This is a genomic window from Pseudomonas sp. SWI44 (assembly GCF_002947915.1).
Classification (GTDB): Bacteria; Pseudomonadota; Gammaproteobacteria; order Pseudomonadales; family Pseudomonadaceae; genus Aquipseudomonas; species Aquipseudomonas taiwanensis.
This window is the reverse complement of record NZ_CP026674.1, coordinates 5,030,205-5,056,935: the sequence shown is the minus strand read 5'-3', so window position 1 is coordinate 5,056,935 and position 26,731 is coordinate 5,030,205. Positions and strand designations below refer to the sequence as shown.

Genomic DNA, 26,731 nt, shown 5'->3' with positions numbered 1-26,731 from the left:
TGCAGCCATGAACATGAGCACCAACAGCTACCTTGAGTACTACCTGTCGCTGCTGGCCTGGATCATCAACAACGGCATCTGGAACACGCTGGCAGACACGGGGCTATTCGCCGCACCGTTTGGCGCAATCATCCTGCAGGAATGGTTATCGGCCCGCCAACAGGGTGCCGACGAGGGTAACAAGGGATTACTGTCGATCCCCCGCGTCGAGAACCGGTTGTGGATGAGCTACGTGGTCATCCTGTTTGGCTGCATGCCGTTCTTCCCGTTGAACCTGTCCTCGGTGACCTTCGATGATGCGGCGAGCCAGCGCTGTGGTGTGTCGATGGCCAAGCCCGCCGACACGGCCTGGGGCACGACGTTCAACACCATCGGCGAGAAGTCAGCGAATGTGCCGGTGTGGTGGTATCTGGTGCATGCCATGAGCAAAGGCATCACGGCCGCGGCCACCGCGTCGATTCCCTGTGCACCCGACATTCGCGCAATGCGCATGGAGATCGACAGCTCGCGGATCAACGACCAGGTGCTGCTCCAGGAAGTCGCCGACTTCACCCGCGACTGCTACGGCTTTTCACGCTCGCGGCTGTTTACCAATCGCCCCGAGCTAGACGAATCGCAGAGCTACGATACGTCCTGGATCGGCTCTTCGTACCTGCTCGACACGCCGGGTTACTACGACACGGATCGCTCGCGCACACCCAGGGTCGATTGGCCGTACGACGAGATGCGGGATACCTCGCTGCCCCGGTTGGACAACGGCGCGGGCTTCCCTACCTGCAAGCAATGGTGGAGCGATGCCACGGTCGGGTTGCGTGATCGTCTGGTTGCCAAGGTCGATCCAAACCTGCTCACCCAACTGCGCGGTTGGCTGACCGGGCGGACTACCACCGAGATCGAAGACGCCACCCTGCGTGAACTGGTGAGCCCAAGGCAGCAATCGTTGAGCATGGCACCCGGGCAAGTATTCCAGGACTATGGCAGCAGTGCCCGAGGTGGTTCATTGACGCAAGGGCTCAACAACCTCGCCACCAACACCGGCCTGGCCCTGGGTTCGTTCAGCAATTTCCCGGCGATGAATGCGCTGCGCGCGGCACTGCCGATGGTTCAGGCCTTTCTGATCATGGGCACAATCATCAGCCTGCCGCTGGTGCTGCTGATCAGCACCTACCAGCTCAAGGCGCTGATGACGATCACCTTTGCACTGTTCACCCTGCACATGCTGACATTCTGGTGGGAGCTCGCACGCTGGATCGACTCAAGCATGCTGGACACGCTGTACCACCGAGTCTCAGCCACGGATCAGGCGCTGTTGTCATTACCTACTGCAGGGCTCATGGATGGGACAGTCACCGCGCAGGTGATCGAGTACGTGATGGGTGCAATGTTTCTTTTACTGCCAATGTTTTTTATCGGTGCAATGAGTTGGGCGGGATATAACGTGGGGAGTGGTATCCAAACTCTACTGACAAGAGGTACTGAGGCTGCTCAGACCCAAGCAGGGAAAGGGTCCTCTCAAGTCATGGGGGGTATTCGCAAATTGAAGTAGTGTGCTATCTGAGCGAGCCGTGGTCGTCGTATAACTCTGGATATTTGCTTTGATGTTGAGGATGACTTACCTCGTGCACACCGGGTTCTTCATCCTCATTGGACGCCGAAATGGGCAGTGCCGCAATGGCCCACACAGCCAGCACTCCAATAGCCAGGAAAATCGCTATGGATGCCACAGCAAGCAAGAGGATCAACTTGAAAACCTGCATACTGACTCGCCGATACCTGAACGGGACGGACGTCAAAATCGGGGAGTGCATAACTCTGGCTTCAAGCTGATTCACTAGGCGACCCGCACGGCCTGCGACACGAATCAAATATTTGCCGAAAGGAGTACGGTTGGACGTTAAAGACGATGGAGTTGTCATTTATTACCCTCCGTTTCCTTCTCCAGATTCGTGGCCAAACCGCTACAGGAAATTTGGATCCAAGCTTTAGCTTACTCCTCTCCCGCAGTTTTCCATGACCGTTGATCGCGTGAGTTACGCTAATCATCGCCAGTGGCACTGCATGGATCGAAGTACGCCTTTCGAATGAAAATCACCATTGACGCGATGCCCATCCGCTTGATAAACCAACTGTGCAATCGCTGGTTTTCCAGCGCCCCAGGTAGCCTTAACCTTCAAGGCTACGTCACTCCGGTGATGGTTATCCCCAAATGCGATTCGCGTTCGGCAGCTCGCATGGTTACCGCTTCCACGGTGATGAACGCTCTCTAATCCTCTGGCTCACCGAGCCTGCGTCTTTGACGCGACCTCACTCAATCCATTCCAGTGCTGGGAATTCCCCCGCACGGGTGGCATTCCTCCGCACCCTCTGGAGAATCTCACCATGCTGCGTTTCACAGGCACTGAACTTCATGCCGTGTTGGCCGAGGCCGCTATCAATGGCTGCAGGATCATTTTGGTCAAGGACCACGGTGTCTACCTCATGTCAGAGGTCGGCGAGAACAAACCGGATGGGGGCGGCCGCAAACGCGTGGCCTACGCCACCGGCTGCAACCCTGACGTCGACGACTTCGATTCCTGGTGGAATCGCGCTCAGGACGAATTTGGTGGCGATGATTTCGCCGAGTACTTCGACATTGATGATCCTGTCCTGGCCAGTCTTCGCGGGACAGCAGGATCACTGGTGATTGAAGCCACTTCCACCCACGTGTACTTGGCCGCTGAGGTTAACCCTGAGGGAAAATCTTGAAGGCTGCTGCAGGCTTTACCCACGTCCAGAAGCCCCTCGCAACGGAGCCCCTCTGGACGTATTTCGCACCACATTGCGAAGGATTGAAGAGTGCCGTTGGTCAGGCACTTGAGGTCGATTGTCCTCCTTGGAACGCTCTGGACAGACGCGCCTATGTGGGTTGCGGATTGGAGATTGACCTCCCCTCCGAGAGCGTTTTAATACACGCACGATCCCTGCTCGCTGCGTAGCGAGCAGATCCACACAAAAGCCCTGCTGAGGGATCGCAGAATCCGCTGCCCGGAGGTTCCAATGTCCAGGAACAGCCCCTTCTCCACCGCCGTGGTACTGAGCCCAGGCGTATGGCGACAGCTCGTTGGAGCCGCCACAGACAACGACTCCGCTAGGCAATCAGCACAGCGCTTGGCGGCCCTGCTCGACAGCGTCCTGACCTCAGCACCCCGTACTGTGCAGTGCCCGGTCGAGCTGAAGTGCCATTCTCCGCAGCGCGAAAACACATCACCTGCGTCCGTCCCACCACAGTTACAGCTGGCTCGCATCACTCCACGCAGCGGCCCGGCTTTCCTATTCATCCGGCTGGCCGATGAGATCACGGTAGACATCGCCGCTCTCTGACCCCACCAGCCCATCCACTGCCCCTTTCACCCCACCCGGGAACACTTCCCGGTCGGGCGGCGTTCCCCTTCACAACGGAGAACGTCATGTCCGATATCTACCTGGACGTCACCAACAAGATCGTCAGCGCCCTGAGTCAAGGTGTGATCCCGTGGATCAAACCCTGGACCACCACAGGCTTGCATGCTGACTCGCCTTTTCCCATCAACGCCATCACCCGGCGCCCTTACGCTGGCATCAACATTCCGCTGTTGTGGGCCGAGGCCCGTCTGCGCGGTTTCCGCGAGGATCGTTGGCTCACCTTCAACCAGGCGCGCAAGGCCGGTGGCCATGTGCGCAAGGGCGAGCAATCGACCCTCGCGGTGCTGTACAAACCCATGAGCAAGGAAGCGCATGACGAGGACGGTCAGGTCGTTCGTGATGAACAGGGCAACATCAAGATGGTGCAGTTCGCGCTTCTACGGACGCATTGCCTGTTCAACATCGAGCAGACCGAGGGCTTGCCTGACGAAGAGCCAAGTCGCGACGAAAACGACGCACAAGCAGCCTTCATCGATCATGCCCCCGCCGAGCGACTGCTGGTCGCCAGTGGCGCCCGAATCGAGCATCGCTATGGCGATGACGCGTTTTATCAGCCAGTACGTGATCTCATCCAGTTGCCCACCAAGGCTCAGTTCGAGGACGTCGGAAGCTACTATGCGACGGCTCTGCATGAACTGACACACTGGTCGGGTCACCGTTCGCGTCTGAACCGCGAGGGCATCACCGGGGGGCATGCGTTCGGCTCCGCAGCGTACGCTTTCGAGGAGTTGGTTGCGGAGATGGGCGCTGCATTTCTCTGTGCGCTGACCGGCACCCAGGGTGAGCTGCGTCACGAGGAGTACCTGGCCTCCTGGCTGAAAATCCTCAAGGAAGACAAGCGGGCGATTTTCCGCGCCAGCGGCCAGGCCCGTGAGGCGTCCGAATACCTGTTGGCGCTACAGTCCGATCAGGCCATTGAAACGACTGAACAACTAACAGCGTGACACTTCAGCAAAAAGGCCCCATGAGCGGGGCCTTTATTTTGCCCATTGTCGGGCATCCGCCGCTGCGTCTGAGCACTCGATTACTGCAGCCAGCCCTCGACGGTAGCCGAGCCGTGCTCCTGCTTCCACTGCTTCAGAATCTTGTGGTTGCCGCCCTTGGTTTCCACAATTTCGCCGCTGTGTGGGTTCTTGTAGCGTTTGACCTCACGTGGCTTGCGCTGAGCGCTGGTGGAAGCGGTCGCGGCACTCACGCTCACGCCCTTGGACGGGTCCAGAATGGTGATTACCTGGCGCAGGTTCATGCCGTACTCTTCCAGCAAGGCCTTGAGCTTTTGTTCAAACTCGATTTCCTGCTTCAAGCCAGAGTCGTTTTTCATCGCGTCCAGCTGTTGAAGTTGTGCGGCCAGTTGCGCTTCCAGTGCTTTAAATTCGGCAAGTTTGGACATTTGAAATCTTTCCTACGGTTGAGACATGTGAGCAGATAGTACCTGAGTTCTCAAATACTAGCCGAGAGTTTATTCTCACTTCCCGCTAACTTTTTAAACCTCAAATCCCACACATTTATGTGACTGCTCAGTCCGCCAAGAACTGGCAGAGATGACCCACTAGTTCTCGAGGCGCAGGACTGTTGCCGATCTTGAACAGCATATCGCGCTGACTGCGTGGCAGTTTTTTTGCGCAGCGCTTGGCGGCGGATCGAATGGCAGCATCCGTACCATGAATCCGGTCGGCCAGTAGCACGATCAAAACGGCATCGCTCAACGTCATCAGGCCACCTGCCCCCATATGATGCCGGACAGTCTACTCCCCGGGAAAAGGACAGGCCATTCCGATTCAACGACTATCCCGATGCACCTAGCTTCGGATTTGCGCGTTCGCGAAAAGGACCAAGAGGGTAAAGGGTAACGGCGGCAATGGAAGGGCGCGCAAGGGTAAGAGCTCTATCCGAAAAGGCAAAAGGACCCTCTGAATGCAAGGTAGGTAGCCCGATGAAGCGCTGGTGGTTCAAACATCAAAAAGGCAATGCCGCGGAGCCCACGCTCCCTCCTGCGCCCGATGGGTTTCTCATCCCCCTCCCCGCGGACTCCCTGCTCTGTGCCGACCACCGGAAAAAACTGCTGGAGCGCATCTGGCAATACACGGCGCTCTCTCAGCCTCAGTTCGATCATCTCTACCTCGAACCGATCCGCCGTTACGCCAGCTATGTGCAGCAACTCCCCGCCAGCGAAAGCCACCACCATGCCTATCCGGGCGGCATGCTGGACCATGGCCTGGAACTGGTGGTCTACAGCCTGAAGTTGCGCCAGTCGTACCTGCTACCCAGCGGCGCCGCACCGGAAGACCAGACCGCGCAGGCCGACGCCTGGAGTGCGGCGATTGCCTACGGCGCCCTGCTCCACGACATTGGCAAGATTGCCGTCGACCTGCAGGTGGAGTATCAGAATGGCGAGGTGTGGCATCCCTGGCACGGTCCATTGAACCAGCCCTACCGCTTTCGCTACGTGGCCGGTCGCGACTACCAACTGCACGGCGCCGCTACGGGACTGCTGTACACGCAAATTTTGGCGCCCCGTCTGCTCGACTGGCTTAGCCACTACCCGGTCTTATGGGGCCACCTGCTCTTCCTACTCGCCAACCACTACGAGCATGCTGGCACCCTCGGGGAACTGGTGCTGCAAGCTGATCGGGTATCTACCGCGCAAAACATCGGTGCCAACCCGACAAAGGCCCTGCTGGCACCTAAACACTCACTGCAGCACCATCTGCTTATGGGCCTGCGCCACTTGATCAAAAATGAGTTCAAACTCAACCAGCCCGGTGCGGCCGGCTGGCTCACCAAGGATCATCTGTGGCTGGTCAGCAAGACCGCCACCGACAAATTGCGAGCCTACCTGCTGGCTCAGGCGGTCGACGGAATCCCCTCCTCAAACATCGCCTTGTTCGATGAGCTGCAGTCACATGGATTGGTGGACACGACACCAGAGGGCAAAGCGGTATGGCGCGCCACCGTCACCGATGGTGAATGGGTACAGCGTTTTACTTTCCTCCGCCTGCAGCCAAACCTTATCTGGGCCAATGAGCCCAGGCCAGACTGCTTTAGTGGCAAGGTTGAGCCGATGATAGACGGTACCCTGCCGACCGGTGAAACCAGCGAGCCATCTCAAGATCGGCCGCCAGTAACACCAGAAGCCAAGCAACCCGGAGCCGTGCTGCGAGATCAGGAATTCGATTACCTCGACGAATTGATGGACATGCTGGAAGAGTCGAACGACGAGATTGAACCGAGAAAGGGAGGACTGGAATTAGCAACTGCTCCCTCCAGCGCTACCGTGGGAGAGAAATTCATTGAGTGGTTGTACAAAGGAATCCACAGTCACCGATTATTGATCAACGACAGCAAGGCCAAGATTCACACCGTGAAAGGCACCTTATTCCTGGTCACTCCGGGCATTTTCCAACGCTACGTTACAGAGCAAACAGGAAACGTAAGAGCGGGTAACAGCATCGATATGTGGCGGCGTGTTCAACGTGAATTTGAGAAGTTGGACATACATCAGAAAACACCCAACGGCCTGAATATATGGGCCTGTAAAGTACAAGGCCCACGCAAAACCAGTTCGCTCAACGGTTACCTACTACGTGAAGTCAATAGCGCGGTCGGCATCCCTACAGCTGATAATCCATTCCTATCGCTGGACCGATCAACCGTTAACAAGATATGAAACCGACCGGTGTGAGGATTACATCTGCATAATTTAAGATTCCCTGGATGCAGTTTTACACACTCAATGGTACCCAGCCTAAAAATTACACTGACAATTTATCTCAAGCATTACTCAGCGCACGCCTGACGAAGCTCTTGTCGACGAACCCCATAAGCCCCCAGGCCTGCTCGTGCTGCCGGAGATAGTCTGCCAGCTCATCCACGCCGGCACCTTCTGGGAACTCCAGCAACTCAGACATGCGGTGCAGCGTTTGGATGGGGATCCCAATCTCTTCTAGGGCATTCACACCTGGCGGCAGATGAAGGTTCTCGAAGCCCATCCTGACGTAGCTGTAGTCAATCGTGCTGCGGATGCCCTTCTTGGTCGCGTGCAAGCGAACCACGTCCTCCAGCAGTCCCAGCACCTTGGGAATGGTGTAGCCGAAGGTGTTGCTCACCAGCTTCAGGTCGTTGTTGAGCCCGCTAGAAAGGGTCAGCTTCTCATCAGCTTTATTCCGTTTTTGCCCCGTCCTAACCCGCTTTTCATCATCCTTGATCCGCTGTTTGGTGTATTCGATTTGGCCTTTCAGGTAGTCCGAGTAACTCTCTGCTTTCTGATAGTTCGTCAGCTTGGCCAAGATGTTGTCGGGGGTTTTGGTCTGCAGCCCATTCGTGGAAAACGCCCTAGGCACGAGCTTGCTGCAAATCGTGGCCAAGGTGGTCAGAAAGCCTGGCGCTGGCGACCAATGGAACAGGAGGGACTCGAAGTCGTCGTCGATGAGCATCTCTACCATGCTGTAGAGCTGCTCGAACTGTTCCATCCTGAAGTAAGAGTGCTTCTTGACCAGGTCGATGGAAAAACGATCCTGCGCGAATGCAGCTTCAAACCTGTCCTGGGAGTATTCGAACAAATGATCAGGCTGTGCGCTGGCAAGCAGATTGAGGGGCGTGTCCGCGTCCTGAATCCCCAGAGGCACATCGACCTCCTGATTCAGGTTGTCTTCCGGAACATCTTCCAGGCAGAAGACTTTGCCTACGAAATGGATGCCCATCCGGCCCGCACGGCCCTTGATGTTACCATGGGTGAATTTGTCGATCCCCCGGGTGCCGTTACGGTTGTCGTAAATGACAACGTTCTTCGCAATCGTGTTCACCCCCTCAATGATGGTGGCGGTGCACAGTAAGAACCGAAGGTCACCGGCATTGAAGCGGTCGGCGGTGTACTGCTGCAGCGCCCTGGGGAGACCGCCAAAATGCAGGCCAATGCCGTTCCTGAGGGCGTAGGTGTAGTCCCACTCCGGGTCAAACTCCTCGGCAACCCAGTCAATATGCTCACTCTGGAACGGCTGGCCATAGCCAAGCCGGACAAGTTCGCGGGCTACCTTGCCAGCAACGCTGGACGACTTGCAGTAGATGATCGTGGCGCCTTCGCACTGGGGGGCAATAGTTGCCAACATCGCCAGCTTGCCTTCGTCATCATTGGCATCCACACCGAACGTCTGCACATCAACCGCCACGGTGTTGAAATCGGCGGAGATGAACGTGTGGTCGTACCCCAGCTCCGTCAGACCCCGGATGCTGTTGATGAAGGGCCCTGTGAGGTAGAACTGCTTGGACACCTTGAGCAACTTGCTAAGCGCGATGTTCAGCTCAATGACACGCTCGTCTTTGAAGTCGGTGGTGCCGTTTTTAAGCTGCTGGAAGGCCAGCTTGTAGAATTCGTCGATAACGAAAAGGTCGATGGCCTTGATGTCATCCCGCTCGTTGACCCGCTCCTGGGTCAGGACGTACACGACCCTCTCGCTGCGGCACTCTTGAGAGCTGTGGTGGATGATCTGATAGACCTCACCAAAGCGCTCCTGAAGACGTCTGCGCGTCTCGTCAGCCAGAGCGACCGTGGGTACCACCAGGACGACCCGATTGAAACGACCGAGCCCGAGGAGCGAGTCGACGATGGCACTCTTGCCCATGCTGGTGGGGGCACTGAGCACGACGTTGCGGCCAGCCTTGAGCAGGTCGAAGATCCGAAACTGCATCGAATGAAAGACGAAATCTTCCGAGAACGGCGTTCGGTACACGTCCAGAGCAATCCGGTCACCTTGGGACAGCTCAGAAAACTCTTTCTTGAGATAAGGGAACAGCCCAGCCTTCCTGACCATGTTGCGCACAATGCCAGCGTGGTCGGTAAATTTCTCTCGGGCATCGAGAGCCCGAATTGTTAGGTCTCTACCCAGGGAGGTGGAGACTGGGTTGGACAGGAGGGAGTTGACCGCTGCTAGGTAGCGGAACGCTGAGAACCCATCACTGCCCAAGCTCAGTTTTGCTGCATCGTAAACTTCGGTCACACGGCCTCCCTGACCTTCTTGTCGACCAACTGGGTCAACGTCTCCAAACTCGGAGCTGGGTAGATGAACACGTCGATTGTGAGCTCTGCGAACGTTGGGTCGTGTTCCAAGTCATCGACAAAAGCTTCGAAGAGAGCTGCCGTTTCTTGCTCCAGATGATCCTCATGCCCCGGTGTTTCGGGATCAGTGAGCAGCGTCGAGTCGTACCCAATGAACAGTACAAACCGGAACCGATCCAAGTGGGCGTCGAACGGGTGGCTCTCGTCCAGGATGGCATCAATGTCGTGGGACAGTAGATAGTCGTCATCCTTGATGTCGAGTATTTTGCCCCGAGCCTCGCCGAAACACTTGCCGATCTCTTCGTAGAGCTGTTCGCGGATCTCAGGCAGCCGCGTGGTGATGTTGGCTGCGGTCACAAGCTCACTGAAACCGACCCAGAGCTGATCCCCTTCTGGGTCTCGGCGAACGATATGGACGTTTTCAAGGATCTTTTCTTCATCCTTGCCTTGGAGATAAAGCAAGCATGGGATGGGCTGGCTGGCATGCATCTGTCGGATCGTGGCATGAAGAAGCACCCGCCCAAGGAAGGAGCGGACGTCTGCAATGGAGGCGAACACCATTTTCTTAAGACGCTGCCCCTGCTCGACAATCGAGAGCTTGTGGATGTCTGCCAGCTCGTTGGGACGGAGGAAAACCTCATCCAGCCATTTGCATACGTTGTCGACGATGTGCTTGTAGCGGTAACGCTTCAGGCTGTACTGCTGGTGCAGGACGCGACCATTGCGCTTGGCGCACGGAGTGGCCAGCGCGTTGCGGAACGGAACCAGGATATGAGGAAGAGGCCGTTTGACGTAAACCTTGCGACCCGCGCGCTTCTGATCTTCCTCCACATGCCCCAGGAACCAGGCGTTCAAATCGGAGCGAAGGTAGGATTTATTGTCAACTGAGTGGATTCTTCGAGACATAGCACCCTTACGAGTGACTGCGTCCAGTATGCCACGCCAAATGTCCTCCGCTGCGGCTTCAGTGCTCAAGATGACGCCGTGAAGGTCATACGAAGCCAGCCGGATGTTCCGGATGCCCAGCAGCTCAATCTCGCGCATGGTTCGGAAGACTTCCCAGCACGCAGCGTCAACCCACGCCGCCACGTCCACCCCGCTGGCAGCGACATAATTTGAGGTTCTGGTATTCAGGTAGTCGACCAGCTCATCGCGCCCGGGTTTTCCGTCACGCTCATCACGGTTGATGAGTAGGTAGTCGAGGGTGACGTTGACAGGATGCTCCGTGACGATCCTGAATTTCCTTGGAACCGCGAGCTTGGGTTCACAGTCCATGGACTTATGTAGGATCGAGCTGCGGGCGAGCTTTTTCTTGCCGGCACCTGTACCGAGGACAACGAGATCGCTTCTTGCCCAGTGGGCCTTCGCAGTGGTTTTAACCTGCACGAACTCAACGAAATCATCGCAGACAATATCGATGTCATCGGTGACTTCGCACCGAACGCGTTGTATGGTCTTGTCCCGCAACATCTGGGTGACGTAGTAGGCAGCGACACAATCCTGGAAGATGAAGCCGTGCTTGGCAGCGACTCCGCCGGCATCATTAGGTTCCATCTCGACGTCCATGGCAGCTTTGGCCATGGAATTTATGGCAATCCCGCTCTTCCGTCCAGATCATTGGTGGCATTTTGACGCATGCTGCGTGAGTCAGCAGTCTAGTGACGCGCCTTCTCCACGTCGCCGAGCTTCCCGGCGCACCAATCTAGCAGCCCTGCAACTCGACTACTCGAAAGCCCAGCCCAGCCATTATGAGGGCTAGGCTATGACTGGCAAATCTAGGCCTGCAGGTAACGGACGGCCAGGAGCCAACGATTTACGCATTTATTGATCACAAGGGAGAGTCGCACTCTGGATCCAGCAGATAAGGGATCTCCGGCACGTGCGGCGACAGGATCTCGATCAGACTAGCCCGCAGGCGGCTATCGACGTCCTTGTGCAGGCGGATCTTCGCGATCGCCAATGCCATCACGAACTCCATGGCGGCCTCACCGCGCTCTTGCCCATACCCTGCGGCGACGCGTTGGATAATGTCCGCCATCGACAGGCTGTGCGTCTCGTGAGCCCTGTAGTCCAGCTCCGCAGGCACGGCAGCGCGCAAGAATGCGGCCTGGATTACGCCATCGTCAAAGCGCGAGAACACATCCGGCGAGAGCAATACTTGCTGCAGCTCCCCGGACTCCAGTCGCTTGGCATTCTGCACCTTATCGCTGTACCGGGCGTTCTGCAGAATCCATAGGATGGTGAGGTAGATGTCCGTCGACGTCGATCCTCGTACATCTTTCTTGCCGTCGACAAACGCAAAGCCACGGCTCAGGGTCATCGGATCACCAGTGTGGCTACTTGGCCAGAATGGGTGCAGACCAAGCCCACCCTTGGCGGCGTTGTCAAATACTTCCATGCGCTGAGTGATGGCCGGCGAAAAGGTGTTCGCGAACGAGTATAGAGAACCTAGCAGTCGCTGCTCTTCGACCCAATGGCTAGTGCAGGCAAGCTCGGCTGCCGGGATTTCCATGAAGGTCTTGAAAACATACCGGCTATGATCTTTGGCCGGCTGCGTCAGGTTGCTCTGCAAATCTTTCATCAGCACATAGCTGCGACCGAAGAGAGCACCAGTGATGTACAGCCGGGTGCCCAATAGCTGTGCAGTACGCAGACGGCGACTTACGCTCTGCAGACGCGACCCGCGCTCGGCAGCAGCGGCAATGACGATGACTGAACCTTCGAAAGCTACGTTGGGGTTGAATTTATCGAAAGACACCTTGTTCGCGACTGTGACCCCACAGGTCGCAAGATAAGCGATCGCCCGATCGGCCAGCGCTTCACTGGCCGCGTCGTCATCGTGGATGATGCAGCGGGTGGACGCGACAGCCTCCTCCAGCAGTACCCTGTCAAACCACACACCAAAGTCGCTGGCAGCCACCAGATTGTCTTTATCGACGCATACCGTCCGAGGCCTCAGTCCTGGTCGGTCATGGGCGAAGCAGCTGAACAGGTTGGCGCCCATGAACGAGTAGAACTTGGACTGCAGCAGGGCTGGCGCATGATCAGTGCCGATATTCAGCAGCTTGGTCTCGCTGTGCTCGGCGACGAACCGCTCGCCATGGATCCGAATCAGACGAATCCCACCTGCTTCGCCCTCCCCTAGCATCTCGAAGTCTTCGGGCTGCTTCAGCGTATGCAAAACCGAGCAGGACTTCGATGAGCGCTCAAACGAAAGGATGGTCGCAACGCGCGAGGGCGAAGCGCTATTCACCTTAATCCATTGCTGCGCGAGGCCGCACTGGGTCGACGCGGAGATGAGGCACAGAGCCGAGACCGCCTTGGGTAGAGGCCCGTCCTTGATGAGGCCTTCGTGCGAATGGAAAGACCGGATGTTGGCAAAGCCAGACTGCCCAAACCGCAGCAAGAACATCTGCATGGCCATTGCCAAGGGCAGCAAAGCGATCGTGTCCAGATACAGGGTGTCGGGCACCCCCATCCCATCTTTCGTAGCTTTCTTAATGAAGGGCAGGCAGACAAACGCCAGGTAGTGGGCGTGCAGGCTCTCGGACAGCAAGTCTTCCGAACGGATGAAGTAGTTCGAGGCCCGAGACGACGGCTTTGAGTAGAAGAAGCCTGCCGGCGCCTTTTTCAGCACCTTCGAGCGCTCGACGAGGTGTGTCAGGCCAGTCTTCGCAATGACATCGGAGTTGCCCTTGATGAGCGCCTCGAACTGCTGCTTGGGGCCTGATATGTGAACGTACTCGGTGATGGCGCCGTTCACATCGTAAAATGCACACGCGTAGGTGCGAGGCGACCCAGGGCCTTTGCGACTGAGCTCCGCCATTAGGGGCGATGTGGCGTCCGCCTGATGAGTGCGGAATTCGTCGAGGGTGTACCCTGGCATTAGGAACACCACTAGGTCAGGCAGGACGTAGCCAGCGAGCTGATGCTGCAAGGCGTGTGCTGCTTGTGTGTCGGTAAGCAAATCAGGGCCGGTAAAGAACACCACGACATGAACTGGCTTGCCGGCTGGTCGCAACTCGACTTCAAAATCCATGAGATCGAACATGTCAGTTCACCGGAATGCAGATGGTGAAGACAGTGCCTTCAACAGCGGCCAGCACCCGGCCACCGTATCGAATCGACGGATCGAACTCCATAACCTCGTCACTTCCTTGAAATGCCTGATGCAACGAAAGCCGCCCCGTCCGGACACGAACGAACGCCTTGAGCTTGTTGAGTGCCTGGACAGCATTATGCAGCCCCATGCCTGAGGTCGGCGACTGCGGCTTGGAGGTGACGTGCTTCTTAAAACAATCGAGGGTGGCTTTCAGCTCAGCCTCAAGGCTCAGCGCCTCCAGGCTTTCCACAGGCCGCATCTCCTTGGCTGTCAGCCAACGACGTGCCAGCCCCGGGCCACTGTCAATCACCGAGATCTCCAGGAAGTCCAACACCTCAGCTTTCAAGAAGTGCCTCAGGATGAAACGCGCCAGTTCGGGCTCGTTATCTGAATACTCAAGCGCATCCTGACGACTCATTCGGTTGAGTTTGATGGAGGTGCCGCGCAGCGCCTTCTTGTACTTGACTCCTTCGACATCCGTGACCGCGTGCTGGTCCGCGTTTGAAATGAGTTCCCAGAGCACGCTGCCCAGCGCAGGTAAGCCTGATTTGAGTAGCGTCCCCCGATCCCCCCGTGCGTTCATCAACATCGACGATTGCTCGACCAGCGTTGAGAACCAGGACTTTGGCTGTACCTTGGGCTTGGCATGCTCAAAGTAAAAGGGTTTGATGAACTCACGCTTGGCGTGATTAACGCTGAACAGATTGATCACTGTGGGCCGGGCGCCACGCGTGCCCGCCGTGTATCGCAGCTCACCTTCAAACATCGCATCGACCAAAGGCCTGATGGCGATCAGCGCTGCTCGTCGATCGATGACTTGGTGATCCTGGGCATGAACTTCACTGCACATGATCAACGCGGAGAAGCCGGCAGCGGTCTGGGCCAGTTGCGTGATTTGCGTCATGGCGTCTTCGCCAGCAGATGCGTACAGGTGAAGGACGGTTTTTTCGCACGCACGTGCCCAAGTGACGATGAACTGAGCCAATGCCGCGTCAACGCCCAACCCACCACCGTGGCTCATGGTGATAGGAAGCCTGAGGTTGGGATCCGTACCGTGCGACTGGTAAAGATCCTCGATCTCATAGATGTTGAGCTTTCGGCTGATTTGCATTCACGCCCCTCACATTCCATCGTTGACCTAGCATTATCGACTCACTCGAGCAGTCAATGCCATGACCTACTTTTTGCTCCAAAGCTGCGCCAGAACGGGCAGCACTCGCGGAAGACGCGGCTGACTCTACGCGATACAGAAAAATTAGGCGACGACCTGAATCATCCAAATCTGCTATTCATCAATTCAGTGCTTGTTACAGCACAAGGCCCATGGCTAGAGCTTCAATGGTCGTGTGGGGTGATGGGTCGGCGGAAACGGGGTTCGCAGTATGTGTGAGCTACAGGCCTGCACTCGAGCTGGCCAGTGTCAGCAGGCATCGATTATGCAGATATGGAACCGAAACCGCTTCAAGCGTGAACGATATTCCAATATTGAACCGCTATTGAAATGCCCCTCGCTTGCTTGAACCAGCCGCACCTATGAACGTAGCCCGTCCATCAAAATCCGCAGAAAACCAGAGGAAGCCAAACTAAAAGTGGGGGACCAGATGGGGGACCAAAAACGTCTAGATACAAAAAAGCCCTGAAAAATCAGGGCTTTGATGAAAATTAGTGGCGGAAGCGTAGGGATTCGAACCGTAAGCGTCCGGCCAAGTCACCTTCCGAACTCCAGCTTAAGGGCAATGGTCGCCCCGTATTTTAAGTGAAGGCAATCGTTCCTATTGCCTATGACCGAGCAAGTGGCCCGGTGAAATGGCCATCCTCGGATCCTTAGGGCTGCGCGCAGTTTATTCAGTAGTCGCTTCAATGATCCGCATCGATGCGATCTGGGTGGCCACCGAGCCGATGGACATGCGCGCCGATATCGAACCGCATTAGCTCGGGTGATCACGGTGTTCGGTGAGGCGAAGCCCCACTGCGCTTATCTGTTCTCCACTCGCTGGGCTACTCCCCAGCCATCCTAGAATCACGGCGTACTGCCGAAAAGGCCATGGCCCACCTCGCTAGCCGTAGCATGGTCTCGGCTAACCCCTTTGCAAAACCCGTCCGGGTTTAGAGCCCCATTTCGATGGTGTCCGGGTCAGGCCCCAGCCGTGCGGTCTGCTTGACCCGGGCAATGGCTTCCATGTCCCGGCCGCATAGCTCGAAATCGAACACGTCCAGGTTCTCTGCCATGCGTTGCGCGTCGGACGAACGCGGGATGGCCACATGCCTACTCTGCAGGTGCCAGCGCAAAATCACCTGAGCCGCAGTTTTGCCGTGGCGCTGGCCAATTTCGGAGAACAGCGGCAATCGCAACAGCTCGCCCCCCTGCCCTAACGGGCTCCACGAGGCGGTCACGATCCCTCGCTCATGACACCAGCGGCTCATCTCGACCTGATTGAAATCCGGATGGATTTCGATCTGATTGACTGACGGAGTAATGCCAGTGTCTCCGATAATGTGCGTCAGGTGCTCGACATTGAAGTTGGACACGCCGATGGAGCGCACCCGCCCTTCTTCCTTTAGCCTTACAAAGGCTTTCCAGGTCTCGCGATACGCGGCTTTCTTCGGAATGGCCCAGTGAATCAGGTACAGGTCCAGGATTTCTAGACCCAGCCGGCGCATGCTGGCGTCGAACGCTTGCAGGGTGCTGTCAAATCCTTGGTCGGCGTTCCACAGCTTGGTGGTAATGAAGATCTTTTCCCGGGCAATGTCGCTGTCGGCGATCGCACGGCCTACCCCGGCTTCGTTACCGTAACTCATGGCCGTATCGATATGCCGGTACCCAGCGGCCGGTACTTCGCTGCTGGTGGACGGTGGTTTTACCGCACAGTAAACCTGCACAAGGGGGAGCGTCAAAACGCGATCGGCCAGGCCGCATCGCGTTTTCGGCTTTTATCGATACATCGCGTGTTTCAATTCAAGCAGCGACCAGCGCACGATGCACTTTCTTTCTGCCCCACACCCATGCCAGCAATGCTGTGCCAACGACCAGGCAGGTGCCGAAAGCGGTCATGGCAGGAAGCAAGCCTACTTTATCGGCCAGTACACCGCTCGCAACGGTTGGGATGGAAAAACCCACATAGGCGTAGGTGAACAGCCCGGCTGTGGCCCTCGCCCGGTTTTCGGGGGCAAGTGACGTCACCTCAAGCAGCGAGCCCAAGTAGGTAAAACCGTAGTTGGCTGCGCTGGTCAGGCAGGTGCCGATCAGAACCCAGCCAACAGACCCGAATTCAAGGCCGACCACTATGGTGATGAAGCCGGCGGGGATCAGCAGGAAACCCAGCGCCAATGAAGTGGTGTTGCTCATACGGCGAGCGAATGGCTGGCAGAGAAATCCCGTGAAAATCGCCAGGAACACCACCATCCCGGTCCAACTGCCCAGACCGATAGCCTGCAACTGCAGCGGCACCACCGCGATCACCACGCCGCTGGTCGACCATGCCAGCACCATCGCCAGCCCGTAGACCCACGTCCCTGGGGGAAACACGGGCAAGCGCAGCAACGACACAACGCTGGGCTTGTCGACCTTGGTCATGGCCAATGTGATGACCGCCAGAACAGGCGCGCTGATAAACAGCAGCACATAACTCAAGGGCATCAGCGATTGACCTTGCATAAACAGGCTCAAACTGGTGGCCAGCGCGCCGCCACCGAAACCCAATGTAGTGGCGGAAGTGACAATAAGTGCCGCGCCACGAGGATCTGAACCACCGAGAATTTCTGCCATATAGGCATTCCCGGCGGTGGTGACCAAACCTGTGCCGATCCCCAGCATCAAGCGGGCGACGACCAGGCTTTCCCATGATGGTTTGATAACCAGAAGCGCCGTCGCGGCGCTCCCCAGAAGAAGTGCAATCGAGACTGGAATCCGCCGCCCAATCCTGTCCGACAGCCCGCCCAGCAAAAGCAAGGTTGGCATCAGCCCCGCTACGTAAGCCGCGAAGGCGACGGTTACCGCTGTGGTGCCGACATGGCTTTCGGCGGCGTACACAGCGTAGAGAGGTGCTTGCAGATTCACCGCAAACGTTGCAAGGAACAGGGCGAGGGCGAGTCCTACTGCAGAGAATTTTCGATTTATCACGAGGCGGTCCATCGTCATTGGAGTGGGTTATGCCGACCACGAGGGCAAAAACCGGCGTCAGGCACAGGGTTGTGCACTTGAAATACTGGGTTTGGCCATGCGGTCGCAACAGGTCGGGGGGGGCCAAAAAAAAGCATTTCAAGGACAGACCCGGCTACAGGCGATTGCCTTGCGCCTGCGCGGTGAGCCTCACGCGGGCGTATTTGCCCAGGCGGGTGGAAAGGCACTGCCGTTCGGCTGTTGCTGGACGCACTATGCAATCACGCCGCGCCTTGACGGCCCGGCGGCGTCCACCCCGGCGCTGCGAATATCCACCTCGGGGTTGATGCCATCATGCCGCGCAACGCGCTATAACCGATCAGACACCCTCGAAAGGCCCCGAAGAGGTACGCCATGACGACGCTGATCACCCCGTACCAGGTACCCGACTGGGTGCACCCCACTACACTGGCCGGCAGCGACGCCCAGGGCTGGCGCGACGTGATCCAGCGTTCCTACCGCCTGGAGGCGCTGGAGGTGTCGGGGCCGGCCATCGATCACTATGCGATCATGCTGCAGCGCTCCAGCCCCACCATGCTTGCGCGGCGCTGCGGCACGCAGTGGCAGCGCCACACCTATCGTCCCGGTGATGTGTCGCTGCTGTCGATCGACCAGCCGGCGGATTGGTGCTGGGAAGACCGGCTGGAGGTGTCGCATATCTACCTGAGCCGGGCTCTGGTGCTGCGGCTGTCGCAGGAAGTGTGCGGGCAAAGCGTTTCCCACGTGCAGTTGCACGACCTGGTCGCAGTCAGCGACCCCGTGCTCTCGGCAATTGCCACCGCGATCACTGCCGAAGCCGAGTGCCCTGCCCCCGGCGGCGCGCTGTATGCCGAAGCCCTGGCGACGCAATTGACGGTGCACCTGCTTCGGCACTACTCAAGCCTGGTGCACGCCACCGCACGCGGTACCGCCAGGCTCGATGGCGCACGGTTGCGGGCTCTGCTTGGCTACATCGACGACCACCTTCACCAGTCGCTGTCCATCGCCTGCCTGGCCGACCAGGCAGGCATGGGCGTGTGGGCATTCTCCCGGGCGTTCAAGGAAGCCACTGGCAGCCCGCCTCACCTGTACTTGATCGCCGAGCGGGTCAAGCGCGCCCAGCGCCTGCTGGGCGGCACCGCAAACCCGCTGAGCGAGGTCGCCAACCTGTGCGGGTTTGCCGACCAGGCCCACATGACGCGCCTGATCAAGGCCCGTCTTGGCGTGACCCCACGGCAACTGCAGCGCCAGGACACCCCTGCGGCGGGCTGCTGACCGGCCACCCGATTATTCAATAAAACGCACCGTTTGCTTCAAGCCACCCCTCGCCCACCCTCAGTACGCTTCCAGCAAACCGGTGGCCCCTTTTCGGGCTGCACCGGTTGGCATTGACGCTTCGCCGATTATAAAAACAATAGCTGGAGGACGTATGAACAACGCATCTGCTGTGCCCTCTCACACCCTGCATACCTACGACGCCGTGATCATCGGTGCCGGCATTGGTGGGCTTTACCAACTTTATACACTGCGCGAAGCCGGCCTCAAGGTGCTGGCCATCGACGCCGGCACCAACGTGGGCGGCACCTGGTACTGGAACCGCTACCCGGGCGCCCGTGTCGATTCCCCCAGCCATGTCTACCAGTACTGGTTCTCGGAGGCGCTGAACAACGCCTGGGACTGGAGCGAACGCTTTCCCGCACAACCGGAAACCGAGCGCTACCTGAACTTCGTGGCCGACCGCTTCGACCTGCGCAAGGACATTCAATTCAGCACCCGCGTGCAGTCCTGCACCTTCGACGAAGCCAAGGGCCGCTGGCAGGTGGTCACCGACCAGGGCGCACATATCGACGCCAAGTACCTGATCTCCTGCGCCGGCACCTTGTCTACCCCGCTGAAGAATCTGTTCGAGGGGGAGCAGGACTTCCAGGGCCAGGTCTACCACACTGCCCGCTGGCCCAAGCAGCCGGTGGACTTCACCGGCAAACGCGTGGGCGTGGTGGGCACCGGCGCCACCGGCATCCAGGTGGTGCAGACCATCGCCCCCCAGGTGGGCTCGCTCACCGTGTTCCAGCGCACCGCGCCATACACCATCCCCATGCGCAACCAGCGCTACACCGATCAGGACCGCGCCAGGCTGAAGGCGCGCTTCCATGAAATCAAGGCTCAGGCGCGCAACAGCTTCGTGGGCTTCGATTTCGACTTCACCTACGGGAGCTACCACGACGCCTCGCCACAAGACCGTCGCGAAGTACTGGAGATGCTCTGGGATGACGGTTCGCTGGCGCTTTGGGCGGGCTCCTACGGCGAAATCTTCAACGACCAGGCGGTGAACAATGAAGTATCGGCCTTCGTTCGGCAGAAGATGGCCGAGCGCATCAAGGACCCGGCCCTGATCAAGCAACTGGTGCCTACCGACTATGGCTTCGGTACCCGGCGCGTGCCACTGGATACCGGCTACCTGGAAACCTTCCTGCGCCCCAACGTCAAGATCGTCGACATCAAGGCCGCGCCCATCGAGCGTATCGTTGCCAACGGCGTGCAAACCGCCGACGGCGCCATCCACGAGCTGGACGTGCTGATTCTGGCCACCGGTTTTGACGCCTCCACCGGTGCGTTGACCCAGATCGACATTCGCGGGCGCGACGGCCAATTGCTGCGCGATGAGTGGTCCCAGGACCTGCGCACCACCCTGGGGCTGATGGTGCACAAGTTTCCCAACCTGTTCCTCACCGCCGCACCGCTGTCCCCTGGAGCGGCGCTGTGCAACGCGCCGACCTGCCTGCAGCATCAGGTGGAGTGGATTACCGCGTGCATTCAGTCCCTGGAGAAGAACCAGCGTCGCTCGATCGAGCCGACCCTGGAGCAGCAGGACCAATGGGTCGCGCACCATGACGAAATGGCCGCCACCTCCCTGCTGGCCAAGACGCGGTCCTGGTACACCGGCGGCAACGTTGCCGGCAAACCCAAGCGCCTGTTGGCCTATGCCGGAGGCGTCAACGTGTACCGCGAGCACTGCGACGCCGTGGCCGCCGAAGGTTACACAGACTTCCGCATCAATTGACCCCTGCGCGCCGGCCTGCAGGCCGGCGCCTTAACCACGGGTAGGCTCATGAATCCGCATCCCTATTACAACCCTGACCTCCACGGCGCTTATCGGCTGATCAACATCGGCGATCTCGACCTGGTGTGCGGGCAGACGCTCCACGACTGCACCCTGGCGGTAGCCACCCATGGCCGTCTCAATGACCGCAAGGACAACGCGGTGCTGATCCCCACCTGGTATTCGGGCACCAGCAAGATCATCGAGGACGTATTTATCGGCCCCGGCCGGGCGATAGACCCGGACCAGTACTTCGTGATCGTGATCAACCAGATCGGCAACGGGTTGTCCAGCTCAGCACACCAACACGCGGGCTTCCCGGCCATCGACATCGCCGACGATGTCAGCGCCCAGCACCGCTACATCACCCAGCACTTGGGGCTGACCCGTCTGGCCCTGGTGATGGGCGGCTCCATGGGAGCACAGCAGACCTTTGAATGGGCGGTGCGCTTCCCGCACATGGTTCAGCGCATGGCCGCCATTGCCGGCACGGCACGGACTTCAGAGGTGAACAAAGTGCTGGCCGACGCCATCATCGACGGCCTGCGGGTGCAGCCGCCTAGCGCGGGGCTGAGCCAGCATGCGCGGCTGATGACGCTGTACGGGCTGAGCGCGGCGTTCTTTGAACACCAGCACTTCAAGCCCTTGGGCTTCGACAGTGTCGACGCCTTTGTCGACGGGTTCATGAAGCCATACTTCCTGCCCATGGACCCCGGAAACCTGACCACCATGCTGCAGAAATGGCGGGCCGCGGACGTCGCGCACCTGGCGGGCGGCAATGTGCGCGACGCCTTGCAGCGCATCACTGCCAAGGCCCTGATCATGCCCATAGACCAGGACATGATCTTCCCGCCCTCGGCCAGCCAGGCAGACGCCGAAATGATCGAGGATGCCGTTTTCCATGTGTCACACAGCCCCGCAGGCCATCTTGCACTGTTTGGCATTGACAACGATTGGGTACAGGAGGTGGATGGTCAGTTGTTCGAGTTGCTGGCCCGTGAGTAAAACGTGGTTGGCCACCGCGTCATCCCAACTTGGCCAGCGCTCACCTTTTATCAGCCCTGCACCTCGCTAAAATGGGCAGGTTCGCTTCAGTGCGACGCCGGACAGGCTTTGCGCCTTACCACCGCTCCACGGGCCTGTCCGGTCCTTGGTCAATACCCTTGATATTCAGGCGCCTCCGGGCGCCTTTTTTTGTGCGCCGCTGCCGCTGCCGCCAGGCTGCACGGGCCCTGTGCCTCACTGAAAATCTCCAGCGTACCCAATCGCCTGAGCAGCCTTCGGCAGCGGCTACAGGTTATGCGGGCCATGAAAAAGGGCAGCGCTTGGCTGCCCTTTGATGAACCGGTCGCTTCAGGAGACGGCCTTCACTAGCCCCAGCGATTGCGCCACATCGTCGGCCTGCAGGTGCACCTGCGGGCTGACCATCTTGCCACCGTGCTCTACCCAGCCCATGAAATTCTCGCCCGCGTCCCAGCCCAGCAGGCGCTGTACGTCCTCAGGCAGTTCCTTGAGCGTGTCGAAAGGCACCGACAGGTACTGGTTTTCTTCCTGGCGTACGCAACCCAGGTCAATACCCATGGTCAGCCCAGTGCGCGGCTTGTCGCTGGAGTTTGTGCCGCCGCCGTGGTATGTGGAGCCGATGAACAACAGCGCCGAACCCTGGGCCATTTCGGCGTCCACGGTCTCCTCAGGCGATGGGCAGCGCTCGTCATCCCATTTATGGCTACCAGGGATGACCTTGGTGGCGCCGTTAGCCTCAGTAAACTCGGTCATTGCCACCATGATCTGCAGGCGTGCCTCACGGCCATAGTTGGGATGGCGCCACAGGAAGCTGGTGTCGTCGCGGTGCAGTGGCTGCTTGCCCTGCCCTGGGTGAATCTGGATAGCCTGGGTCATGCCGATCTGGATCTGCGGCGTCACCGTGGTGCGTTCCTGGCCAAACCAGACCTGAATCGGTTTCTGCAGGATCTTGCGCGCAGCGCCCAGGTACAGCGGGTGCATGACCACATCCACCATCCGCCGGCAACGGGCGAACAGGCGGCTGGCACGGCGGGTGGAGGTGCCGACGAAGAAGTTCTCGTGGCCGAATATAGAAGTGTCCAGCGCCGCGTCGATTTGCTGCTTGAGCTCCTTGAACGCATCGGCGTCCAGGAAGTCGGCGATGATGACGCCACCGTCGCGCTCAATGATCTCCACCACCTGGTCGACGGAGGCGCTACGTGGCAGCGTAACGAGTGAAGGCTTGGACATGGTCGTGTTCCTTGTGAAGAAAGTCTGGGGAAAATATAGGGCTGCGCCCCGGCGGCTCACAGGTGCCTGTCAGCCAAAAAACCGGGGAACAGCGGCCATGTCAGAAGCTCCAGGTGACACTGGTTTCAAACAGGCTGGAACGGTTGTTGTCGCCGTACATCTGCTTCGCTGCATCGCCCGGCAAGGCCATGCCGTACAGCGCGCTGAGGGTGACGGTCGGGGTGACCGTCCAGTTGGCGTACAGGTCCACCTCATTGCCGAAATCACGGCTGGTGACGCCATTGGTGCTCGCGTTCTCAAGGCGGTAGTGATAGCCGATCAGACCCAGCCCCAGCTCTTTTTGCGGTTGCAGCGCCAACTTGAGCATGTCGATGTCCAGGTTGGTATTGAACAGCATGTATTCACCCACGATCTCACCCTGGTACCAGGTGCCGTACTCGCCACCGTAGCCGTAGGTCATCGGGTCGTAGTCGTCGGAGTACTGGGTGCGGCGATAGCTGACGGTCGGTGTCCACGGCAGGTCGGTGAAGGCGTAGTTACCCTGGGCATACCAGCCGTGGGCGGTCTTGTGGTCATCGCCGCCGCGCTCCCAGACGTACTCGCCCGCCAGGGTGAACTGCGGCACCGCGCTGAACGGCGTGCCCTTGGCGCGCAGGTCGTAGACGTCAACGCCATTGCGGGCGGCATTGTCGGTATCCAGGGTATGGTAGTAAGTGGCACCCAGGGTGCCCCACGTGTCGCGCCACTCAAGGTTGGCGCCGCGCAGGCGCAGGTGTTCCTTGTAATCCAGGTAATCGATGTTGGCATTGGCGCGCAGGTCGAAAAGGTCGGCGTGTACCTTGCCGGTGTTCAACTGGGCAATCAGGGTGTTGCTGAAGGCGGTGCGCGGACCAATCCAGGCGGCGCCATCCTTGCCTTGGTCGGTGTGACCGTCGCCGATCAGGAAGCCATTGTCGATCATGAAATTCTGGCGACCGGCACTCAGGGTGATTGCGTCCTTGCCCAGGGACGGGAACAGGTCGGCACTTTTCCAGCCGACGTAGGCCTGCTCCAGGCTGATGCGCTCCGGGTCGTCATGGGTCAGCCCGGCGGCGTCGCTGCCGCCGCGGGTCATTGCACCTACCGCTGATACGCCGCCAAAGAAGGTGCCGATGCTGGTTTGCGGCCCGGTCAACTTCAACCCCGGCAGCACGAAGCCCTCGAAGCGGCTGGAGGTGCGATCCACTGTCAGCCCGGCACTGCTGGTGCGGCCACCAAAAGCCTGATTCCTGTCATAGAGATACGCCGCGCCCACGGTCATGCTCGGTTCCACCAGCACATCGCCGATCTGAAAGCTGTCGAGTGCGAAGCTTGCGCCTGCGTACATCACTCCGGCACCCGCCGCCACACTGCGAACCAACACTTTCATAGCTGCCCTTCCCCATTAGTCGATGATACAAACTGGCTAGTTGCGGCAGATTGTCTGGGTTAAGGGCGGCGGGCTGAAGGCGCAATCGGGTCAAAAAAGGGGATCAAACACGACACATGGACGCGCAGTTGTAGCCGCTGCCGCCAGGCTGCGCTGGCCCTTGCGTACAATGGAGATGTTCAGTGAGGCACAGGGCGTGCGCAGCCTGGCGGCAGCGGATACTGGATGGTCAGTGACGCACTTGCGAGCGGTATTGCGAGGGGGTGCAGCCGCTCCAGCGCTGGAACGCGCGCCTGAACGCGGCCGGTTCACTGAACCCCAGGTCTTGGGCAACGCGCGCAATCGGTACCTGGCGCACCAGCAATTCCTGGGCGCGCTGGTACCGCGCCTCCCCCAGCAGTTCATGAAAACTGGTACCCGCCGCGCGCAGGTGGCGCTGCAGGGTTTTGCTGGAGCAGGCCATGGACGCGGCAATATTGGTCAGCGAGGGAGAGGTATCGAAACGCGCGCAGATGGCCGAGCGCACGATGGCGAGGAAATCGCGCGGGCTTTCCAGGCGCGATTGCAACGTGGAGCAGCGGGCCTTCATCTCCAGGTGGGAAACCGCGTGGGCGCAGGGCAATGGGAAGTCCAACCAGCGGGCATCGAACGACAGGCAGTTGGCCTTGGACGTATCGAAGCTCACCGGGCAATTGAAATACCCATGGTACGGCGCGGCGTCCGCCTGTTCGGCGCCATTGAAGTTCACGGCCAGCACAGGCAAGGGTTGGTACAGCAGATCGGCGATGACGCTTTGCAGCGCCGTCAGGCTGAACTCGATCGCCAGCCGGTGCAATTGGTCGTCCACGTCAAAATTTGCACTGACGGTCAACGATGCCACGCCCCGTTCCTGCACCAGGCCGAGACTGAAACCCGTTCCCAAAGGCAAAGGGTATTCGAAGAACAGCGCCAATGCTGCGCGCAAGTCACGGCTGGACAACAGGGTAAACCCGAACAGGCCGTAGGCCGCCAGGCGGCAGCGGCTACCCAGCTCCAACCCCAGGTGCGCGGCACCGGTCAGGCGCAGGGCATTGCGCAGAATCACCAGCTCTTGCGCCGGGGTAATCAGCTTGTCGGCGTCGTCCAGGTCTGCAGCAAGCACCTCGGTACCTGTCAGCAGGCTTTCGCTGGAATGGCCCAATCCGGTGACATAGGCGTTGACCAAGGCAATGAAATGCAAGGTCGCCAGTCGATCGATGTCATCACAAAGCGTCGGCATAGATCCCTCATCCTGGGTGGGCGTTCAGCGCAGAGCATAAAGCTGCACGGGCAAGCACCAACAGGTGAGCAGTGACCTAAAAAACGGGTAGCGGTGGCCGGTCAGCCGGCGCGAATCATCAGCAGCCACATGTGCAGGGTGGTGGCCAGGGTTTCTTTCCAATGCTGTTCCAGCGCGCCGATCTGCTTGTTGTAGAACAGCAGGCCTTCAATCTGCGAGGCAATGAGCGTGGCGAAAATTTCCGAGCGCGGCACCGTGAGTTGCGGGTTCACCTCCCGTATCAGGGTTGAAAGCACCCGGCAGAACTCACCGTAGATGGCCTTGAGGTGATCGCCGATGGCCTTGTCGTGCTCGGCCAGGGCCCAACTCTGGAACGAGAACGATGCAATCCAGGGGTCCAGCGCCGCAGTCATGTCCTGTTCGATGACTTCGATCAGGCGCTGCTCGGGGGTCATCGCCGTGTTCTGGGCAATTTCCACGAACTGGGTGACGAACACCTCGATTTTCGCGCGAATCATTGCCAGCAGCAGGTTCTCGGTGGTGCCGCAGTAATGCTGCAGGTTGCTCAGGCTGATGCCCATCTCGCTGGCCACCCGGCGCGCCGAAAACTGCGCATAGCCATCGCGGACAAACAGCATCGCGGCCGTCTCGATGATTTCTTCGATGCGTTGCACACGTTTCTTTTCGCGGGGGCTGGCGGTGCGCTCGAACAGCGACTCGGCCCGCGAGGCTTCACTAAACATCGACAATGCTCCAAAGCGTTTATTTCCGGGTTACAGCATGCCTGCGGGCGGCGCCAAGGCGCAACCTTGGCGGCAATGGCCATGACTGCAACAAAATCGTCACGACGGATCTTGACTTAGGTCGCATGACCGTATCTTATAGGTCGTGCGACCTTTTATCAAATCAAGGCGCCGAGCCACGAGAGCGACCGATCGCCACGCTTGTGCAACACCCCAGCTTTCGCCCTCCCCGGCCT

19 protein-coding genes are annotated in these 26,731 nt (G+C 58.9%); 7 read left to right on the top strand and 12 right to left on the bottom strand.

Going from position 1 to position 26,731, the window contains the following annotated elements:
• The first annotated feature begins 7 nt into the window (after positions 1–7).
• The 3 genes from C4Q26_RS23900 to C4Q26_RS23880 all read left to right on the top strand — a co-directional run bounded on the left by C4Q26_RS23900 (position 8) and on the right by C4Q26_RS23880 (position 4,385).
• A complete protein-coding gene (locus C4Q26_RS23900; RefSeq protein WP_104883694.1) occupies positions 8–1,546 on the top strand; it encodes a conjugal transfer protein TraG N-terminal domain-containing protein in 1,539 nt (512 codons plus the stop codon).
• A gap of 833 nt (positions 1,547–2,379) precedes the next feature.
• Positions 2,380–2,745, top strand: a complete 366-nt coding sequence (locus C4Q26_RS23890; protein WP_104883692.1) for a DUF3085 domain-containing protein — start codon at positions 2,380–2,382, stop codon at positions 2,743–2,745.
• Between the two features lie 701 nt (positions 2,746–3,446).
• Positions 3,447–4,385, top strand: coding sequence for an ArdC family protein (locus tag C4Q26_RS23880; protein ID WP_104883690.1), 939 nt, complete (start codon positions 3,447–3,449; stop codon positions 4,383–4,385).
• A gap of 80 nt (positions 4,386–4,465) precedes the next feature.
• On the opposite strand, the gene C4Q26_RS23875 is transcribed toward C4Q26_RS23880, so the two are convergent.
• Both C4Q26_RS23875 and C4Q26_RS23870 read right to left on the bottom strand, forming a co-directional pair.
• Positions 4,466–4,831 (bottom strand): histone-like nucleoid-structuring protein, MvaT/MvaU family, encoded by a 366-nt coding sequence (locus tag C4Q26_RS23875; RefSeq protein ID WP_104883689.1) that lies wholly within the window; start codon positions 4,829–4,831, stop codon positions 4,466–4,468.
• A gap of 127 nt (positions 4,832–4,958) precedes the next feature.
• Positions 4,959–5,153 (bottom strand): hypothetical protein, encoded by a 195-nt coding sequence (locus C4Q26_RS23870; protein ID WP_104883688.1) that lies wholly within the window; start codon positions 5,151–5,153, stop codon positions 4,959–4,961.
• A 221-nt stretch (positions 5,154–5,374) separates the two neighbouring features.
• On the opposite strand from C4Q26_RS23870, the gene mobH reads away from it, so the two are divergent.
• The gene (mobH, locus tag C4Q26_RS23865) at positions 5,375–7,108 is read left to right on the top strand and encodes a MobH family relaxase (RefSeq protein ID WP_104883687.1); all 1,734 of its coding nucleotides are present in this window, start codon (positions 5,375–5,377) and stop codon (positions 7,106–7,108) included.
• 103 nt (positions 7,109–7,211) lie between these two features.
• Here mobH and C4Q26_RS23860 read toward each other — a convergent pair whose 3' ends face one another.
• The 6 genes from C4Q26_RS23860 to C4Q26_RS23830 form a co-directional block, all read right to left on the bottom strand.
• A complete protein-coding gene (locus C4Q26_RS23860; protein WP_104883686.1) occupies positions 7,212–9,434 on the bottom strand; it encodes a DEAD/DEAH box helicase in 2,223 nt (740 codons plus the stop codon).
• Positions 9,431–11,074: a dsDNA nuclease domain-containing protein gene (locus C4Q26_RS23855; RefSeq protein ID WP_305888035.1), complete on the bottom strand. Its 1,644-nt coding sequence runs from the start codon at positions 11,072–11,074 to the stop codon at positions 9,431–9,433. The genes C4Q26_RS23860 and C4Q26_RS23855 overlap by 4 nt, the downstream gene beginning before the upstream one ends.
• Before the next feature lie 247 nt (positions 11,075–11,321).
• Positions 11,322–13,544: a hypothetical protein gene (locus tag C4Q26_RS23850; RefSeq protein WP_104883685.1), complete on the bottom strand. Its 2,223-nt coding sequence runs from the start codon at positions 13,542–13,544 to the stop codon at positions 11,322–11,324.
• 1 nt (position 13,545) lies between these two features.
• The gene (locus tag C4Q26_RS23845) at positions 13,546–14,706 is read right to left on the bottom strand and encodes an ATP-binding protein (RefSeq protein ID WP_104883684.1); all 1,161 of its coding nucleotides are present in this window, start codon (positions 14,704–14,706) and stop codon (positions 13,546–13,548) included.
• A 995-nt stretch (positions 14,707–15,701) separates the two neighbouring features.
• On the bottom strand, positions 15,702–16,394 hold the full coding sequence (locus tag C4Q26_RS23835; RefSeq protein ID WP_104883683.1) for an aldo/keto reductase: 693 nt from the start codon (positions 16,392–16,394) through the stop codon (positions 15,702–15,704).
• A gap of 157 nt (positions 16,395–16,551) precedes the next feature.
• Positions 16,552–17,715, bottom strand: coding sequence for an MFS transporter (locus C4Q26_RS23830; protein WP_256583316.1), 1,164 nt, complete (start codon positions 17,713–17,715; stop codon positions 16,552–16,554).
• A 393-nt stretch (positions 17,716–18,108) separates the two neighbouring features.
• Between C4Q26_RS23830 and C4Q26_RS23825 the strand changes: the two genes are divergently transcribed.
• From C4Q26_RS23825 to C4Q26_RS23815, 3 genes are all read left to right on the top strand, one after another.
• Positions 18,109–19,008 carry a helix-turn-helix domain-containing protein gene (locus tag C4Q26_RS23825; protein WP_104883681.1) on the top strand — a complete coding sequence of 300 codons (900 nt, stop codon included), beginning with the start codon at positions 18,109–18,111 and terminating at the stop codon, positions 19,006–19,008.
• Between the two features lie 154 nt (positions 19,009–19,162).
• Positions 19,163–20,794 (top strand): NAD(P)/FAD-dependent oxidoreductase, encoded by a 1,632-nt coding sequence (locus tag C4Q26_RS23820; RefSeq protein ID WP_104883680.1) that lies wholly within the window; start codon positions 19,163–19,165, stop codon positions 20,792–20,794.
• A gap of 48 nt (positions 20,795–20,842) precedes the next feature.
• Positions 20,843–21,838 carry an alpha/beta fold hydrolase gene (locus C4Q26_RS23815; protein ID WP_104883679.1) on the top strand — a complete coding sequence of 332 codons (996 nt, stop codon included), beginning with the start codon at positions 20,843–20,845 and terminating at the stop codon, positions 21,836–21,838.
• Between the two features lie 348 nt (positions 21,839–22,186).
• Here the strand turns inward: C4Q26_RS23815 and C4Q26_RS23810 are convergent, their stop codons facing one another.
• From C4Q26_RS23810 to C4Q26_RS23795, 4 genes are all read right to left on the bottom strand, one after another.
• A complete protein-coding gene (locus C4Q26_RS23810) occupies positions 22,187–23,086 on the bottom strand; it encodes a phytanoyl-CoA dioxygenase family protein (RefSeq protein ID WP_104883678.1) in 900 nt (299 codons plus the stop codon).
• Between the two features lie 100 nt (positions 23,087–23,186).
• Positions 23,187–24,494, bottom strand: a complete 1,308-nt coding sequence (locus tag C4Q26_RS23805) for an alginate export family protein (RefSeq protein ID WP_104883677.1) — start codon at positions 24,492–24,494, stop codon at positions 23,187–23,189.
• 229 nt (positions 24,495–24,723) lie between these two features.
• Positions 24,724–25,752, bottom strand: a complete 1,029-nt coding sequence (locus tag C4Q26_RS23800; protein WP_104883676.1) for an AraC family transcriptional regulator — start codon at positions 25,750–25,752, stop codon at positions 24,724–24,726.
• 101 nt (positions 25,753–25,853) lie between these two features.
• A complete protein-coding gene (locus tag C4Q26_RS23795; protein WP_104883675.1) occupies positions 25,854–26,495 on the bottom strand; it encodes a TetR/AcrR family transcriptional regulator in 642 nt (213 codons plus the stop codon).
• Positions 26,496–26,731: the final 236 nt, after the last annotated feature.

Coding starts and splice junctions, on each gene's coding strand:
- C4Q26_RS23900 (WP_104883694.1), top strand. CDS start 8: ATGAACATGAGCACCAACAGCTACCTTGAGTACTACCTGTCGCTGCTG.
- C4Q26_RS23890 (WP_104883692.1), top strand. CDS start 2,380: ATGCTGCGTTTCACAGGCACTGAACTTCATGCCGTGTTGGCCGAGGCC.
- C4Q26_RS23880 (WP_104883690.1), top strand. CDS start 3,447: ATGTCCGATATCTACCTGGACGTCACCAACAAGATCGTCAGCGCCCTG.
- C4Q26_RS23875 (WP_104883689.1), bottom strand. CDS start 4,831: ATGTCCAAACTTGCCGAATTTAAAGCACTGGAAGCGCAACTGGCCGCA.
- C4Q26_RS23870 (WP_104883688.1), bottom strand. CDS start 5,153: ATGACGTTGAGCGATGCCGTTTTGATCGTGCTACTGGCCGACCGGATT.
- mobH (WP_104883687.1), top strand. CDS start 5,375: ATGAAGCGCTGGTGGTTCAAACATCAAAAAGGCAATGCCGCGGAGCCC.
- C4Q26_RS23855 (WP_305888035.1), bottom strand. CDS start 11,074: ATGGCCAAAGCTGCCATGGACGTCGAGATGGAACCTAATGATGCCGGC.
- C4Q26_RS23850 (WP_104883685.1), bottom strand. CDS start 13,544: ATGTTCGATCTCATGGATTTTGAAGTCGAGTTGCGACCAGCCGGCAAG.
- C4Q26_RS23845 (WP_104883684.1), bottom strand. CDS start 14,706: ATGCAAATCAGCCGAAAGCTCAACATCTATGAGATCGAGGATCTTTAC.
- C4Q26_RS23835 (WP_104883683.1), bottom strand. CDS start 16,394: ATGAGTTACGGTAACGAAGCCGGGGTAGGCCGTGCGATCGCCGACAGC.
- C4Q26_RS23825 (WP_104883681.1), top strand. CDS start 18,109: ATGACGACGCTGATCACCCCGTACCAGGTACCCGACTGGGTGCACCCC.
- C4Q26_RS23820 (WP_104883680.1), top strand. CDS start 19,163: ATGAACAACGCATCTGCTGTGCCCTCTCACACCCTGCATACCTACGAC.
- C4Q26_RS23815 (WP_104883679.1), top strand. CDS start 20,843: ATGAATCCGCATCCCTATTACAACCCTGACCTCCACGGCGCTTATCGG.
- C4Q26_RS23810 (WP_104883678.1), bottom strand. CDS start 23,086: ATGTCCAAGCCTTCACTCGTTACGCTGCCACGTAGCGCCTCCGTCGAC.
- C4Q26_RS23805 (WP_104883677.1), bottom strand. CDS start 24,494: ATGAAAGTGTTGGTTCGCAGTGTGGCGGCGGGTGCCGGAGTGATGTAC.
- C4Q26_RS23800 (WP_104883676.1), bottom strand. CDS start 25,752: ATGCCGACGCTTTGTGATGACATCGATCGACTGGCGACCTTGCATTTC.
- C4Q26_RS23795 (WP_104883675.1), bottom strand. CDS start 26,495: ATGTTTAGTGAAGCCTCGCGGGCCGAGTCGCTGTTCGAGCGCACCGCC.